Annotated in this window: 15 protein-coding genes; 10 read left to right on the top strand and 5 right to left on the bottom strand. The window is 42.2% G+C overall.

Annotated elements, in window-relative coordinates; genetic code table 11:
* Positions 1-114: 114 nt before the first annotated feature.
* Together ACQFX9_RS04575 and ACQFX9_RS04570 are read left to right on the top strand one after the other, a co-directional pair.
* Positions 115-705 (top strand): Crp/Fnr family transcriptional regulator, encoded by a 591-nt coding sequence (locus tag ACQFX9_RS04575; RefSeq protein ID WP_427160906.1) that lies wholly within the window; start codon positions 115-117, stop codon positions 703-705.
* 122 nt (positions 706-827) lie between these two features.
* Entirely contained in the window at positions 828-2,732 is a 1,905-nt protein-coding gene (locus ACQFX9_RS04570; protein ID WP_427160905.1) for an MFS transporter, read from the top strand.
* Here ACQFX9_RS04570 and aroH read toward each other — a convergent pair.
* The 3 genes from aroH to ACQFX9_RS04555 all read right to left on the bottom strand — a co-directional run bounded on the left by aroH (position 2,729) and on the right by ACQFX9_RS04555 (position 4,851).
* The gene (aroH, locus tag ACQFX9_RS04565) at positions 2,729-3,142 is read right to left on the bottom strand and encodes a chorismate mutase (RefSeq protein WP_427160904.1); all 414 of its coding nucleotides are present in this window, start codon (positions 3,140-3,142) and stop codon (positions 2,729-2,731) included. The genes ACQFX9_RS04570 and aroH overlap by 4 nt on opposite strands.
* Positions 3,143-3,292: 150 nt before the next feature.
* On the bottom strand, positions 3,293-4,114 hold the full coding sequence (sppA, locus tag ACQFX9_RS04560; protein WP_427160903.1) for a signal peptide peptidase SppA: 822 nt from the start codon (positions 4,112-4,114) through the stop codon (positions 3,293-3,295).
* A gap of 440 nt (positions 4,115-4,554) precedes the next feature.
* Complete coding sequence (locus ACQFX9_RS04555; protein WP_427162794.1) at positions 4,555-4,851, bottom strand: hypothetical protein; 297 nt, start codon at positions 4,849-4,851, stop codon at positions 4,555-4,557.
* 388 nt (positions 4,852-5,239) lie between these two features.
* On the opposite strand from ACQFX9_RS04555, the gene ACQFX9_RS04550 reads away from it, so the two are divergent.
* The 8 genes from ACQFX9_RS04550 to ACQFX9_RS04515 all read left to right on the top strand — a co-directional run bounded on the left by ACQFX9_RS04550 (position 5,240) and on the right by ACQFX9_RS04515 (position 12,984).
* On the top strand, positions 5,240-6,040 hold the full coding sequence (locus ACQFX9_RS04550) for an MlaE family lipid ABC transporter permease subunit (RefSeq protein ID WP_427160902.1): 801 nt from the start codon (positions 5,240-5,242) through the stop codon (positions 6,038-6,040).
* A 237-nt stretch (positions 6,041-6,277) separates the two neighbouring features.
* Positions 6,278-6,664: a DUF3119 family protein gene (locus ACQFX9_RS04545; protein WP_427160901.1), complete on the top strand. Its 387-nt coding sequence runs from the start codon at positions 6,278-6,280 to the stop codon at positions 6,662-6,664.
* A gap of 174 nt (positions 6,665-6,838) precedes the next feature.
* The gene (locus tag ACQFX9_RS04540) at positions 6,839-8,068 is read left to right on the top strand and encodes a DUF3086 domain-containing protein (RefSeq protein WP_427160900.1); all 1,230 of its coding nucleotides are present in this window, start codon (positions 6,839-6,841) and stop codon (positions 8,066-8,068) included.
* 218 nt (positions 8,069-8,286) lie between these two features.
* Positions 8,287-9,405 (top strand): PEP-CTERM sorting domain-containing protein, encoded by a 1,119-nt coding sequence (locus ACQFX9_RS04535; RefSeq protein ID WP_427160899.1) that lies wholly within the window; start codon positions 8,287-8,289, stop codon positions 9,403-9,405.
* A 304-nt stretch (positions 9,406-9,709) separates the two neighbouring features.
* Positions 9,710-10,390 carry a glycerol-3-phosphate 1-O-acyltransferase PlsY gene (gene plsY / locus ACQFX9_RS04530; RefSeq protein WP_427160898.1) on the top strand — a complete coding sequence of 227 codons (681 nt, stop codon included), beginning with the start codon at positions 9,710-9,712 and terminating at the stop codon, positions 10,388-10,390.
* Between the two features lie 62 nt (positions 10,391-10,452).
* A complete protein-coding gene (locus ACQFX9_RS04525; protein ID WP_427160897.1) occupies positions 10,453-10,875 on the top strand; it encodes a DUF4189 domain-containing protein in 423 nt (140 codons plus the stop codon).
* A 142-nt stretch (positions 10,876-11,017) separates the two neighbouring features.
* Positions 11,018-11,272 carry a TIGR03643 family protein gene (locus ACQFX9_RS04520; protein ID WP_427160896.1) on the top strand — a complete coding sequence of 85 codons (255 nt, stop codon included), beginning with the start codon at positions 11,018-11,020 and terminating at the stop codon, positions 11,270-11,272.
* Between the two features lie 215 nt (positions 11,273-11,487).
* On the top strand, positions 11,488-12,984 hold the full coding sequence (locus ACQFX9_RS04515) for a cryptochrome/photolyase family protein (RefSeq protein ID WP_427160895.1): 1,497 nt from the start codon (positions 11,488-11,490) through the stop codon (positions 12,982-12,984).
* A gap of 116 nt (positions 12,985-13,100) precedes the next feature.
* Here ACQFX9_RS04515 and ACQFX9_RS04510 read toward each other — a convergent pair whose 3' ends face one another.
* Entirely contained in the window at positions 13,101-13,775 is a 675-nt protein-coding gene (locus tag ACQFX9_RS04510) for a hypothetical protein (RefSeq protein WP_427160894.1), read from the bottom strand.
* 140 nt (positions 13,776-13,915) lie between these two features.
* Entirely contained in the window at positions 13,916-16,588 is a 2,673-nt protein-coding gene (locus ACQFX9_RS04505) for a DEAD/DEAH box helicase (RefSeq protein WP_427160893.1), read from the bottom strand.
* Between the last annotated feature and the right edge of the window lie 65 nt (positions 16,589-16,653).

The raw sequence follows: 16,653 nt of genomic DNA, 5'->3' as shown, positions 1-16,653 counted from the left end.
CTAACGTTCCGCTTCGCTAACGCAATGGGCTAAACGCCCCGCTTCCGCTAACGCAATGGACTAACGTCCCGCTACTCATATAATTGCTACATCTCTGTGAATTATGACATTCTTATGTTGAATCCTGCCTATCTCCGACTGAGCAGTGTTTTGCAAACTTTGGTTGAGATGCCAGCAGATGAACTTGCAAAATTAAACTCTGTATTTCAAGAAATTACCTTAAATACCGGAGAATTTTTAGTTAGGACAGGTGAAATCCCTTCTCGCATCGCCTTTGTTGTTTCAGGACTTTTACGCCTTTACTACGTCAACTCAGCAGGGAGTGAATTCACAAAATCATTTTGTCCAGAAAACCATTTTGTGACGGCTTACGGCGCGCTAATTTTGCAACAACCTGCTAATTTTTTTATTGAAGCGATAGAAGATTCCTTACTACTTGTCATAGATTACAGTCAATACCTTCAATTGTGTGCAGGTAATTCATGCTGGCAAGAAATTAACCATAAGTTGATTGAAGCATTGTTTCTGAAGAAAGAGAAACGTGAGGCGGAGTTACTCTTAGATGATGCAACCACACGATACAAAACATTTTTACAAGAATATCCCAATTTAGATCAAAGAGTGAAGCAATATCACATTGCTTCTTATTTGGGAATTTCACCCGTATCTTTGAGCCGCATTCGTAAAAATCTTCAAAATAATTAACATAAGTTAATGACTATGCCATAATTCCAAGTTAAACCTGAAAGTATTACGAAATGCGATCGCCAAAGGCTTAAGTTTTTGCAGCGAGACGCTAGGCGAACGGTTGTCGCGCTTTCAAGGCAATGATGAAAAAAACATTACATCCTTTCATCCTGTATACAGGCTTTCTGGCATTTTTTGGTTTTGGTGTCCTCAATCCCATTATGCCGACGCTGGTGGGGCTTTATGGTGGTGGAGTGTCGGAAGTCGGGTTACTGTATGCTACTTTCTCGCTGTCGCAATTCTTGACACTGCCAGGAATTGGCTGTCTCAGTGATGCCTATGGGCGACGAGTCATGATGTTAGTCAGCCTTTTAGGTTCTGCTTTGGGATATTTCATCTTTGGCAGTGGCGGTGCATTAGCTGTTCTCTTTGCGGGATGGCTAATTGTGGGGTTAACCGATGGTACGGCTAGCATGGCCTTTGCCAGCATCGCTGATACCACCACACATCAACAACGCACCCGTGCTTTTTCGTGGGTGAGTGGGATGATGGCTCTAGGGCTAATTATCGGCCCGGTTTTGAGTGGAATCACATCGCGGATTAGTCCCACGTTACCAGTTTATATAGTAGCGATCGCCTTTATGGTGGCTGTGGTGCGGGGGTATTTCGCCATGCCAGAAAGTTTAGCACCAGCCCAGCGTTCTCCCCGACCTAGTTTCGCCCAATTGAATCCCTTCACCCAATTGCAAGCTAGTTTAACAATGCCCCATTTGCGGTGGCTGATGTTGAGCTATTTAATTGTCAATATGGCAATGTTTACGCTCATTTCTAATTTACCCGCCTTAGCAAATGAACAATTTGACTGGCCAGCACAACGCATTGCTCCTTTATTTGCCCTATTTGGTGTCATTAGTGTCATAGATCAGGCGATCGTCATTCCGTGGTTGTTGCCTAAATGGGGTGAAGTCCGCATGGCCTTTACTGGTGCATTAATCACAGCTTTGGGTTTTGCTTTGTCTGGCGTATTTGCCATCACCGGTTCTATCGTTATCCTCTACACAGGTATTATTTTTGTAGGAATTGGTCAACCTTTAGCGGAAACCTCCCTAATTGGATTGATGTCCAAAAGCGTTGGTGAAAAAATTCAAGGGCAAATTAACAGCAATATTCAGACAGTGCAAGCTTTAGCCAGAATGATTGCACCTTTAATCACTGCTTGGTTATATCAAACCATTAGCCCCTCTACACCCTATTGGTTGAGTGTTGCTCAAATCTTCATAGCGGCGATTGCTGTCAAGTTGTCCGTGCAGAAGTCTCCCATGTCCACCCAAGGCAACACAGTTTTAATCACGGGGGGTTCATCTGGAATTGGTTTGGCATTGGCACGAAAATTTTTGCAAGCGCGAAATACAGTGATTGTTATAGGGCGTGATGCACAAAAATTATCTGAAGTCAAGCAAATATTCCCTGACATCATCACAGAAGTTGCAGACTTAAGAGATTTTCATGACCTGCAACGACTAGTCAATAGTTATCCAAATGTGAATATTCTAGTTAATAATGCAGGGATTCAATATAACTACGAATTTACCAATCCAGAAATTACCCCAGAGTTAATCGAAGCAGAATTACGGACTAATTTAATTGCGCCCTTGCAATTGATTAAACTGATGTTACCCCATCTGTTGAACAAGCCCGAAGCCGCAATCATCAATGTTTCCTCTGGTTTAGGATTAGTTCCCAAAGAAAGCGCGCCTGTCTACTGTGGTAGTAAAGCAGGGATACATATTGCCACTAAAGCCTTACGCTGGCAACTCGAAGCCACATCTATTAAAGTATTTGAAATTATCGCGCCCTTAGTTGATACACCCATGACTCAAGGACGGGGTAAAGGGAAAATTTCCCCTGATGCACTGGTAAATGAATTTTGGCATGATTTTACAAGCGATCGCTACGAAATGCGAATCGGTAAAACCAAACTACTGTTTTTCCTACAACGATGGTTTCCTCAAGTAGCAGAGAAAATTCTGCGCCCAGGAATTTAAACTTTTGACTCTACTACTGGCTGCGGTGCTTGTAAAACTTGGGGTAAACTCCAATCAGGACGCAGTTTTCTAGCTTCACGCAAATAAATGTGATGAATGGGAGTAGAGGTAGGTAAATAGGCGTGGATTAAAAACCGGACACAACGCTGTAAACTACCTACAACGTGCATTTGCTGTACATCCAACATAGCAACATTATCCCAACCCGGCCGGGGTCTAGCGATCGCCGCCGGGAAAATCGCATCTAAATCACGCGTCACTGAAAAAGTCACGCTGATCATGTCTTGTGGCTGGAGTTGATTTCGTCTTTCGAGTTCGTCTAGCAGTTCCGTCACCGCTTCTCGCATAGCTGCCACTGTATTTTCCGAAACGGTTGTTGCCCCACGAATAGCCTGAATTCGCCACTCCACGCCAAAATCCTCCTTAGTTATTAGTCAATAGTCAATAGTCAATAGTTATTGGGAATGGGCATTGGGAATAGGGCATTGGGCATACAAGTAAAATCTCCCTCGTCCCCCTTGTCCCCAGTCCCCAGCCCCAGTCCCCAGTCCCCAATCCCCTCAAGGCCTATACAACCACAATGGCAAACCACTGGTGGACATTTCAAATTCCAGCCAATCAACGCCTGCGCCTAGTTTAGAAGACACTTGACGGCTGCCTGGTAGAATCCGACTTAATAAGGGTTTGCGTTCCTCTAGGGTATAACAGGGTGTTTTCTCTGGATCAAGTCCTACTAATTCTGCTGTCCAACGACGGGCTTCTTCTTCTGTGCCTAAGCGGTCTACAATACCCAATTCTAAGGCTTGCTGTCCGGTGAAAATTCTGCCATCAGCAAAACTTTTAACTTTTTCTACTGCTAAAGATCGCCCCTCGGCTACTGTCTCTACAAATTGCTGATAGCTAGTGTCAATCAACTCTTGTAGGATATTTTGTTCCGGTTCGGTGAGTTCTCGGTCAAATGCCAAAATGTCTTTATAAGGCCCAGATTTAATCACTTTAAAGGAAACACCAATTTTTTCTAGTAGGCGTTCCAAGTTATTCCCACGCAGAATTACACCAATACTACCTGTGATTGTTCCAGGGTTCGCCATGATATGTTCCGCGCCCATACCAATGTAGACACCACCAGAAGCCGAGATATTGCCAAAACTAGCAACAATTTTGATTTTTTCCCGTAGCCGCTTTAACGCGCTATAAATTTCTTGAGAATCCCCAACTGTGCCGCCAGGGCTGTCGATACGTAGCAGTAAAGCCGGAAATTTCTTTTCTTCGACGGTTTTTAATGCTTCTAGCACACGTTTGCGCGTAGCACTAGCGATCGCACCTGTGATCTCAATTCTAGCAATTTGTTTACGAAACTTGGACTTAAAAGGCCAAACCATGAGCAACTAAATAAACATAGCAATAATTTCACTATAAATTGTCTAGTGACCAGATGACCTCCATGAAAGACTCAAAACTGTATCACCGCTAGGAATTTTAATAAGTTTTTCCTAGTTGATATAGATGTTGTTTTGTTATTCTCTCTTCATTAGCTATTACAGCAGGGACAAAAAAATCTCTTTCCCTCCATTTTTCGTGGGAAGGTTAGGGCAGATAAAATATTTGATACATCAGTCATAAATATTCAAATATCCTCTTAGCCGTTGTTATTACAGGCTCAGACAAACTTTCGGCTATGTGATAGCACTTAAAGTGAATACTTATTAATAAATATAATTAATACTCTCTTAGTAATTCCCATTAACTAAATTCGGTCAGCCGTAATAAGGATGAACTGGCACTAACCTTGAACCTATCAAACATCAGCGATCGTCCACTACTAGGAATCAATACGCAAAATTTGATACCGATAGTAAGCATAAGTATCGAATAGACCCCCCACAAAGCCACAAGTGAGGCTAATGACCAAAATGCCATTAAAAATAGATCCACTGCCAAAGATAGTTAAGAAATTCAATACTCCAGTCGCAGCCATCTCAGCTAACTCTTGCAACAGAGGAATATAACCACTAACTCCTAAAAATAGCAATACACCACCGATCAAGATAAGCGGAGTCACGAAACTAAAAATCATCGCCAGGATCAAAGATCGAAGATAGTGAGTAAAAGTAGTCATCATCAGACCAACTCCTAAAATCAAGTCAACAATAGCTAATTAGCTATTCGTCCTCTTCTACAATACGTGCGATCGTTACCCAACGGTCAATCTGTCAAAAATCTTAAGTTTTCATTAAAAAACACAGTGACCTGGTACACTCAGTGCATTGCCTAGAAGAAATATAAGTATCTCTAAAACCCTTATTAAACCAAGCTTATTTTTTTAGGGAACAGGATTTTACAACTTTTAACGTGTTCATGAAAAGCTATATATCCTGAGAAAATCATTACGATAAATTAATATTTCCAGAAATGTAGAGGATTGGGGGCTAGGGATTGGCAACTAGGAAGCAGGGGAGGCAGGATGAGAACTAAACTAATGACTAACGACTAATGACTAATGACTAATGACTAGTGACACTACATCCAAATCTGGCTTAGGAACGTGGAGTCAGCGATTGCTGGCGGCGGTGTTTTTAGGTGGACAAGCTATGGTTCACCTACTGAGGGGAAAAATCCATTGGCGCAATACTAGAGAACAAATGGCCGCAGTCGGGCCAGATTCACTATTTATTGCTTTGCTAACTGCTGTGTTTGTAGGCGCAGTCTTTACTATTCAAGTAGCGCGAGAATTTATTAATTTTGGTGCAGGAAATCTAGTAGGCGGAGTTTTGGCAGTAGCATTAACAAGAGAATTATCACCCGTACTCACAGCAGTCATCTTAGCCGGGCGCGTTGGTTCTGCATTCGCCGCAGAAATTGGCACGATGCGGGTTACAGAACAAATTGATGCCATGTTAATGCTCAGAACCGACCCCATCGATTATTTAGTCATTCCCCGCTTACTAGCTTGTTGCTTAATGTTACCTATCTTAACCCTCTTGTCTCTGGTGACAGGAATGTTGGGAGGGTTACTGATTTCTACAAGTATGTATGGCATTTCCGACACAATGTTTTTAGACTCAGCCCGTAACCTTCTAGGTAGCTGGGATATTTTAAGTGCGATGATTAAAGCCTGTTGTTTTGGGATGTTAATCGCCATAATTGGTTGTAGTTGGGGTTTAACCACAACCGGAGGTGCTAAAGGTGTCGGACAATCAACGACAACAGCCGTTGTAACAGCCTTGCTCATCATCTTTGTCAGCAACTTTTTTCTATCATGGATTATGTTTCAGGGAACGGGTAGCGCGTTGTTGCAAGGGTTTTGAGAGTGGTGAGTAGTGAGTGCTGAGTGGTGAGTAGTGAGTGCTGAGTGCTGATACCAATTCACAGAAAATTTGATACAGATGCAAACCCTAAAAGGTATGCTGAGTATCACTTTCTTAATTTTGAATTTTGAATTTTGAATTTTGAATTGGTATGAGTGATTGGTGAAGTGATTTTTTTTGGCGAACTTTTAACTTTTACAATTAGGAAGTGTTTACTAAAAAACAGGACAAGAAACTGTGACTAGTTCAATTGCTCCCAACTTTACATCAACGGTGGAACTTAAGCCTAGCTATAATATCCCCATAGTGCTGGTAATTACTGCTATTCCACTCATGTTTGTACAACCCTTGCTAGGAGCAGTATTTGCACTGTTGGGTTTATTCCTCTTATTTCAAGCAGTGACGCTGCGGTTGCAATTTACCGCCACTGACTTGGATATCAAAAGAGGCGAAAATTTAATTCGGCGTTTTCCTTACCGAGAATGGCAAAATTGGCGGATTTTTTGGTATCCCGTTCCCATACTGTTTTATTTTAAAGAAATTAACAGTATTCACTTTTTACCGATTTTGTTTGACCCCAAAACCCTCAGAAGCTGTTTAGAAGAACGTTGTCCACGAATTTAGCTGCAAATACTATGAGTTCACCCCAGCCAAAACACCAGCTATAGGGGGTGTCTTTGACGGTGGCTGGTTTCGCGTTAAACTGATAAGTCAGGAATTTTCAGCTAACTCGCAGGCACTCAATAGTATATTTTTGAAAGCTATTTATTTTGTTTTATAGGGATTGCATTATAGTTTATGAACCCAGAGGAATCTCAAACCCCAGAACCGATTGATGAATGGTTGGAACAAATCCAAGCAGAAAACCCTCAGCCGGAAAATCCAGAAACTCCTGCTGAAGCATCTGTTCTGGAAATAGCAACCCAAACTTCATCTGATGATCTTTCTTCAGAGGATAGCAATTCTGAAGTTGTCTCTGATACTTCTGTATCAGAAGCATTTGTGCAGGAAGCAGCAGGGGAAAGTAATATACTGGGTTCACCCGCAGAATCAGAACAAGTTATTGCAGAATTGCAAAATACAGAAGCTACCCTCAAGGCAGAAATTGCCAACTTGCAAACCACATACAATACTCTTCAAGCACAAATTAGGGAAACTCAAACTGCACTAGGAAAAGTAGTACAAGAATCTCTAGTACAGCTAGAACAACGCAAACAAACCCTACAGATTTCTATAGAACAGTTAGAACGTCGCCAAGAACGGATTCGCAACGAGATGCGAACTACCTTTGCTGGTGCTTCTCAAGACCTAGCAATTCGGGTACAAGGGTTTAAAGACTATCTCACTGGTAGCTTACAAGATTTAGCCGCCGCCGCCGAGCAACTACAGCTAGTTCCACCTGTGACAGAAAGAGAAAAACCAGCCGTAGTGATTAAAGAAGTAAAACAGGCTGAACCACAAGCAGGAACTCCGCAATTTGCGCCACAACAGTTTCAAGACACAACCAAACAAATTCGCCGCCTCATCGACCAATACCGTAATAAACCCGATTATTACGGCCCGGCTTGGCAATTACGTCGTACTTTTGAACCAGTCCACGCTGAGAGAGTTGCCAATTGGTTTTTTAACCAAGGTGGACGGGGTGCTTTGCGGACAATGGGGAGTCGTTTGCAAAATGTATTGATTGCATCGGCAGCAATTTCGATATTGCATAAACTATATGGCGATCGCCTCCGTACCCTAGTTTTAGCTAATACACCTGAGCGTCTAGGTGAATGGCGGCGCGGTTTACAAGACTGTTTAGGAATAGGTCGTCCAGACTTTGGCCCAGATAGAGGCGTAGTATTATTTGAAACTGCTGATGCTTTAGCACAAAAAGCAGACCGCCTCGTTAAAACCAATCAACTCCCGTTAATTTTGATTGATGATTCCGAAGAGCAAATCAGCCTGGGACTTTTGCAATTTCCTCTATGGTTAGCGTTCGCCCCAGATCCTAAAACCATGAGAAATTATGATGATGATTTTTAGATTAGTTATTAGTCATTAGTCATTAGTCAACAGTTAACGGCTAATACAAAGTGTGAAACTAATACCAATTTGAAAATTGATTGTGACCAATTGATTTCCCAAAAGCTTACCAGTAAAGTAATCCAAAATCCAAAGTCCAAAATCCAAAATGGTATAACCATGAACATTCGACGGTACGGAGGATTCAATGGTTGTTACACTACAACTGCGTCAAATTGATGAATAAAAACATTTTCGCGTTCTCATCTTCTGTAGTCTTGGGTGCTGCTAGTGCCTTTTGCTTAGGAACATTGCCTGCCAATGCCACCCTATTAATTAGTAACACTAGAGGAAATAATGTTGTACTTTTTGACGAAAAGAACGGTCAATTCTTAGGAAATTTTATTACATCGGGTAATGGTGGGTTAGTCAGCCCGGATGATTTGAACTTTGGGCTGGATGGCAATCTTTATGTCTCTAGCGGTAATGACCCAAGTAATTCAGCAATCCTTCGCTACGATGGAAAAACTGGCAAATTCATTGATGTTTTTGCCTCTGGTGGAGGTTTGTCCCGACCCTATGGTGCTGCGTTTGGCCCGGATGGATTGCTTTACGTCAGTAGTTTTCTTACCGACCAAATTCTCCGCTACAACGGCACAACAGGTACATTCATCGATGTTTTTGCAACAGGCAACGGTATAGCAGGTGGATTAAATGGGCCAAATGACTTGTTATTTGGGCCGGATGGTAGCTTGTATGTTACTACTCAGGGAAGTATTGCTGTGAATAACCAAGCAACCTTTCCTGGCCTACCAAGTCAGGTATTGCGCTTCGATTTAGCTACGAAGACCTCTACTGTATTTATCGAGCAGCCAACACCATCACCAGATAGTTTCGGGTTCGTGAGTTTCCTCGGATTAGCCTTGGGAACAGGCGGTGACTTATTTGTTAGCGATTTTGCCAACGATATTAGGCGTTACAGTTTGGCAACGGGAGCTTTAATCGATACTTTATCAACGAATTATACAGGTACTAATCCTAGTAATAATTTCATTGGCAATTTAGCTTTCGGAGAAAATAATACACTTTACACAGTCGGTTTTAATTTAGCTCAAAATAATGAAGGGGCGATTCTTCGCTATAACGGAGTGACAGGAGATCCATTACCATCGCTGGGTAATAGTAACGCTATCTTTGTACCTACTACTGATAAATTGTCACGTCCAATCGGTATTGCCTTCACAACGGAAAATTTGACTACCGTTCCTGAAGCAAATACGTCCGTCAGCTTACTATCTTTAGGAGTGTTTCTCTCAATTTCATGGCTAAAACGAGAGCAAACAAAACGCCATACCTAGTGCCTAGTGCTTCGCTACGCAAACTTTGCGTAGTGGCAAGCAGAGGGGAAAATTGTACAAATCTCTCCTCTGCTCCCCTGCTTCGCTGCTGACCAACACAACAAGCTCCAATGTTATACCATTTCACGAAAATTTTGATACAGATGTAAATCCTGAAAGCTTTGCTGCATCTAAGTTTTTTAATTGCGAATTGCGAATTGCGAATTGCGAATTGGTATTAGCTGCTGTAGCCTGATTTATGGCATTAACTTGGACGACTCAATATAGACTATTCCTATAAACTATTGACGCTTGTGGATTTCCTATGGCTGTTTGGTTAAGTTTGTGTGGTGTGGTTGTACTTGTCGCTTACCTGTTGGGTTCTTTCCCCACAGGCTATATTGCAGTGAAACAACTTAAGGGTATTGATATCCGAGAAGTGGGTTCAGGCTCAACAGGTGCAACTAATGTGCTGAGAACCTTGGGGAAAGGGCCAGGAGCATTCGTTTTATTGGTAGATTGCTTAAAGGGAGTATTAGCGATCGCTTTAGTCTACTATTTATTTAGCTTCGCCTCTAATCAAAATCTGATTCCCACCACAGTAGACGTAAAACTTTGGCAACCTTGGCTAGTGACTATAGTCGGTTTAGCCGCGATTTTGGGACATAGCAAGTCTATTTTTCTCGGTTTTACAGGTGGTAAATCTGTCGCTACCAGCTTGGGGATTTTGCTGGCGATGTCTTGGCAAGTGGGTTTAGCTACTTTTGGTGTGTTTGCTGTAGTGGTAGCAATATCGCGGATTGTATCACTCAGTTCCATCAGTGGCGCGATCGCGGTTTCCATTGTGATGGTTATTTTCCACCAACCCTTACCTTATATATTGTTTGGTGTCGCTGGTGGTTTTTATGTAGTTTTCCGTCATCGCACTAATATTGAACGGTTATTAGCTGGCACAGAACCAAAAATTGGACAAAAGCTAATAACTGAAACAGAAAGTAACACATAAAATTGCGGAATGCCTACATCAAGAAACTGTAGTTTTGAACATCGAGTTCACACACATAAACGATGTTGGCAAATACACTACAGAAAACTTTATTAGCAACAGCCACTGTATTAGCTACTTTACCAGGACTTACCCAAGTTGCCCAAGCTCAAAGCCGTGATGTGTTTGGTGCGATCGCTTACTCTCAGTCTACAGGAGTTTACACATCCGTTACCGCCTCCTCACGCGAAGAAGCTGAACGCAGAGCTTTAGCCCATTGTCAACGCAAATCTCGTGCTGGTGATTGTTCAGTTCCAGTATGGTTTAAAAATGCTTGGGGTGCTTTAGCTGTCGGTTCTAATGGTGCTTTTGGTTCAGGTTGGGGTTATGATACCAACAACCCTAAAAGGGGTCGTACAATTGCTGGACAATATGCTGTACAAACTTGCAGACAATATGGCGGTGTTAATTGTCGCGTTGTTCATACCAGAGAAGCAAGATATTAATTAATAAACTAAAGAGTAAAAAGTAAAAAGTAAAAAATGAAATGAATAAGTAAATTTAGCAATTGCTTTTCAACTTTTTACTTTTGCCTTGTTTGCCCTAAAATCATTTGATGGGTAGAATATTAAAAACTGCAAATCGTCCATGAAATTACCCGAACTAGATTCTGACAGTATAGATCGCATTATAGAAATGGCTTGGGAAGATAGAACTCCCTTTGAAGCCATTGAAAAGCAATTTGGCTTATTAGAAAAGCAAGTGATTGCACTGATGAGGCGTGAAATGAAAGAATCTAGTTTTCGGATGTGGCGTGAACGAGTTACCAAACGCAAAACCAAGCACCTCAATCAGCGAGAATTTGTTGCAGGAAGATTTAAATCAAATAATCAAAAAACCTAAGTAATTAAAGGTTTGTCGTGAGAACTTTAGTTCTTTCTAAGAGACACTGCGCGAACAAAAAAGGACTAAAGTCCTTACTACGAACTGAATCCTAGTATTTTAAATTACATAACATATTTTATTTTTAAGTTGTTATACTAATTTAATGACTAATGACTAACAACTAATGACTAATGACTATTGACTATTGAGTAATGACTATTGACTAACAACTAATGACCATCGGTGTTTGGATACTAGGCAATCAACTTTGGGAACAACAAGCAGCACTACAAAGTTGTTCTCATCAAGAAAATCTACCTGTAATTTTCATTGAATCACTGCAACATATACAGGTACGTCCCTATCATAAACAAAAATTAGTCTTAGTCTGGTCAGCAATGCGTCACTTTGCTGAAGAATTACGGCAGCAAAAATATGCTGTTACTTATGAAATCAGCGCAGATTTCATCACACCCTTAAAAGCATGGATTCAAAGCCACAATATTACTGAACTGCGGGTGATGATACCCAATGATAGACCATTTACTCAATTCATCCAAAGTTTAGATTTATCTTGTCAAATTAACTTAATTCCTAACAACCATTTTTTGTGGAGTACAGAAGAATTTGATCACTGGGCTAAAAATCGTAAACGCCTATTAATGGAAGATTTTTACCGCGAAGGTAGAAGACGTTTTCAGATTTTGATGGATAAAGATAAACCAATTGGTGGACAGTGGAATTTAGATAAAGAAAATCGTCAGCCACCCAAAGGTAAATTAAAGACACCTCCAGCACAATGGTTTACACCTGATGATATTACCCTTGCTGTCATTACTAAAGTTAAATCTCTAAATATTCCAACTTATGGGGATGTTGAGCCATTTCGTTGGGGAGTGACTCGTCACCAAGCATTGCAAGTTTTAGATTGGTTTATTCAAGAAAGATTAGCTGATTTTGGTACTCACCAAGATGCAATGGTAACAGGTGAAGAAACCATGTGGCACGCTTTAATTTCACCTTACTTAAATCTGGGGTTATTGCAACCTTTAGAAATTATTCAAGCCGCAGAACAAGCTTATCACCAGCACAATTTACCATTAAATAGTGTAGAAGGTTTTATCCGTCAGGTGTTAGGCTGGCGGGAATATATGCGGGGAATCTATCATTTTGTTGATGCAGATTATCCGAATCAAAATTGGTTTAACCACACTCGACCTTTACCGGAATTTTTTTGGACTGGTGAAACTAAGATGAATTGTTTACACCAGATTCTTACTCAAGTGCAACATACAGGTTACGCTCATCATATCCAGCGATTAATGGTATTGAGTAACTTTGCTTTGATTGCAGGAATTTCACCCCAAGCTATAGAAAATTGGTTTCATGCTGTGTTTATTGACGCTTATGATTGGGTGATGCAAACCAATGTGATTGGGATGGGTTTATTTGCAGATGGGGGAATATTAGCATCAAAACCTTATGCTGCATCTGCCAATTACATAAATAAGATGAGTGATTATTGCAAAGGTTGTGTTTATAACCACAAAGAAAAATTTGGTCAAGATGCTTGTCCGTTTAATTTCTTTTATTGGTATTTTCTAGAACAACACCGTGATAAATTGCAAACCCAAGGACGGATCAGTTTTATTTTGAAAAACCTCGATAAAATGTCTCAAGAGGAGTTGAATTTAATTCGTCAACAGGCTCAAGATTGGTGGAATAGTTAATACTCGAATATGATCTTGTAAGGACAAGGGAGACAAGGGAGACAAGGGGGACAAGGGAGATAGATGTCTTGTTGAGTAAATAAATTCAATCCAAAATCGATTCAGGGTGTTTTTCTTCAATTGGGATTGAGGATGACAATTACTTGAGATACCTTCATTCCTAATTTTTGCCAACGGCGATTTGTAGAAGCAAAAGTGCGATCGCCTGACACAGCCTGATAATCTTGAGGATATCTTTCTGATGCTTTAGTATCTGCGCTCACCCTGATAATTAGCTTGCCTTCATAGCGAGACAGTTTACTACTTTCTAAGAGAATCGTCCCGCCGTAATCCCAACCTAAGCCGAAGAGTTTGAAATCTCCCAACTTTTGGCGTAATACACTCCAGGGAATCCCGACACCAATACCTTCACGGGTTTTCCACGCAGTCCCCAAGTCACGCACCTCTGAAGGTTTGGTGCGGTTGTTATCACTCCAAACTATTAAAAATGAACGTCCTTGATTCAACTTAACTTGAGTTGCCGCAAAGCTACCTATCCCTTCCACACCAGGAATTGTTTTATCAACTAGACTAGACGCACCAAAAATTTTAGCTAAATCCTTCCTTGTGGTTGTGCGTGTTACAGGGCCGACCCTTTCCCCTGGTACGATTAAAGTGTCTTTTAAAGTAGGTGCTTGAGCAACAGTTACACTGGAATCAGTTTTCTGTGGAGGTGCGACAAATCCAGGCGTTGAACAACCCAGTAATACTGCTAAAGTAGCCACAGCCACAGTTGGGATAGAAGCTTTCATAATTTACCACCCTTACAAGTGAGTGCTGAGTGCTGAGTAGTGAGTGCTGAGTTGTGAGTGCTGAGTGCTGAGTGAAGTTTTTCTTCCCCAGTCCCCAGTCCCCAATCCCCAATCCCCAATCCCCAATCCCCAATCCCCAATTACTCCACCACTTCATTGACGGGGAATCTATCAATGAGTTGCATAGCACGATAAGCGTTACGCTGCAAGGAATCTGGTAAGTGGGGGACATGGGGGATTTGTGAGAGTAAATCTAGTGTCCGGCGTAAAATTCGCACCACATCGCCTTCATCCAAGGTGGTGTTTTCACATAATTCTACCCATTCTGTACCTAACGCCCATTGTTCTACTAAGGCAATTAAACCTATGTAGCGATTCTCTAACCCTACCGGCAAGGTTACACCATGACGGTACTGTATTTTTAAGACAGCACGCCGAATTTTTTGTAACTTCGTCCATGCTGCGTCTATTTCTGGTGACAGATTAAAGTTGACTCTGCTATCGGGACGGGGGGTTTCTGTGACTAAAGCCGCGATGACAGCCGCTAAATGCTGGGGATCTAAATTGTTCAATTCACCACTAGCTAAGGCTAAACCTAACCACAGTTCATTTTCTCCACGAATGGCGGCGGCTACTTGTCCTAACTGGGTGGGGACTAGGTTATCTAAGCAGTCAAATTGCTGCAAAATCGTGATGAGATTGAGAAATTCTTCCCAATAACGTTGGGATTGCTGTTCTACTTGCTGCTGTAATGCTTCTAGTTCTTCTTGAATCTCCGCGTAGCGTTCCCGACGCTTGAAAACTTTAGCAACACTCCCTGAGTTATACAAGGGATTGGCTTCTAATTGCGCTTGGACAGCATTAACGCGACTGAGTTGTTCAGCTACTTCTGGAGACAGATGTAAAGAGCCATCAGGATCAGGGATATTTTGAGCGATCGCAGCTGTCATTTCATCCCCACGACAGGAATGTCCTGGTTTAAAGACTAAATGTGGGGGTGGAATAATTTCCTGTGGAACTTCTAGGCGGGGTAGTTCTGCGTATAAATCAACAACGTCTTCATTAGAAACAACATACCAGCGATTATCTTGCCCTAAACATACCAAATAGCTAGATTTTCCTGCTGTGGGTGACTGACCAACTAAAACGGCTGTTAACGGTGTGGAAACTATAATATTTTCACCCTTAAGACTCAGTAATGTCCCTGAAACCGCAAAGTCCAACAGCATTTTAATTTGGTCTTTTCGTGCTTCTTGGGCTTGCTCTTGTAGTGTTTTTAACAACTGCTTTTCTGCTTTGAGGCGTTGACGCAGTTTTTCATAAATCAGCAGTTCATGTTCACTGACTGAGGCTATTTGTTCATGTAGTCCGGCTAATTGGGCTTGTAAGTCTTCAATTAACTCATAGTCTGGTTTGAGGTGTAATGTCGCCATATACTGCCCAAAACTGCGTTCTATGAGTTCTTTTGCTTGCTCGATGGTGTGGGTTTGCAGCAGGTTTAACACCATGCCATAGCTAGGAGTAAACTGGCTGACTAGGGGGTCGGGCTGGGAAGTGGCTAAATAGGCGGCTTCTTTTGAGCCTTCAAAGGGAGTTTGGAGTGTGACGACATGACCTTGTTTATCCATCCCCCGCCGACCTGCCCTCCCGGCCATTTGCAGGAATTCCGAAGCGTTTAACAGGCGGTGTCCTGTGTCGGTGCGCTTGGATAGGGTGGAAATTACTGTTGTCCTAGCGGGCATATTAATGCCGGCGGCTAGGGTTTCAGTGGCGAAGACGACTTTAATTAAACCTTGTTGGAATAATTCTTCAACTAACACCTTCCAAGCCGGTAGAATGCCAGCGTGGTGGGCAGCAATACCACGATACAAGGGAGCAATTTGTCCTGATCGTCCAGCTTCGGGGTTACGGGTTAAAAAATCGTCGATTTGTCGCCGCAGTATTTGGGATTCGTCATTGTCCACCAGCCATAAGTCACCTACCTCAGCAACGGCTTTGTCACATCCCCGACGACTAAAAATAAAGTAAATCGCCGGTAGCATATCCCTCTGCTGGAGGTGGTTCAGGGTGTAGAGAATGCTGGGGGCTTCTGGTCTGCCTTTGTCCCCTTGTCTTCTTTTACCTCTATTAGCCAGCCGGGGATTAATTTTGGTTTTGCTGTCATTGAGTAGCGGGAAGAGTCCTTTGGGATTACAGTAATGAAATTCCAAGGGAACGGGGCGAAAATCTGAATAAATCAGGTCAGTAGGGCCGTGGACACGGTTGAGCCAGTCGGTGAGTTGGTCGCTATTGGCAACGGTGGCTGACAGGGCGGCTAGCTGCACTTCACGGGGACAGTAGATAATCGATTCTTCCCAGACTGTACCGCGTTGGCGATCGTTCATGTAGTGGCACTCATCCAAGACCACTGCTTCTACATCCACCAAAGAAATACCGACTTGCCCAATGGGTGTGCCGTAGAGCATATTACGAAAAATTTCGGTGGTCATCACCAAAATGGAGGCATCCCTATTGATGGAAGCATCTCCCGTGAGTAGCCCTACATTATCAAACCCAAATTTTTCGCGGAAGTCACGTAATTTTTGATTAGATAACGCCTTTAAAGGGGTGGTATAAAACACCCGTTTGCCATGTGCTAGGGCGCGATAAATAGCGTATTCACCGATTAAAGTTTTGCCTGAACCTGTGGGCGCACAGACGACAACAGAGCGTCCCGCGTTGAGGGACGCGATCGCATCTTTTTGAAATTGATCCAGATCAAAGGGAAATATCAACCCTAAGTCTAGTTCTTTTGATGAGGCGGGATAATTCACTCAATCACTTTTACAACCGGACTGTTTACTATATTAACGAGTCTTTTGTCAACTTCGACAGTAAA

The sequence above is a fragment of the Aliinostoc sp. HNIBRCY26 genome (assembly GCF_050235535.1).
GTDB lineage: Bacteria > Cyanobacteriota > Cyanobacteriia > Cyanobacteriales > Nostocaceae > Trichormus.
Note: the sequence above shows the minus strand (reverse complement) of the source record. Positions and strands in the feature narration are given on the sequence as shown.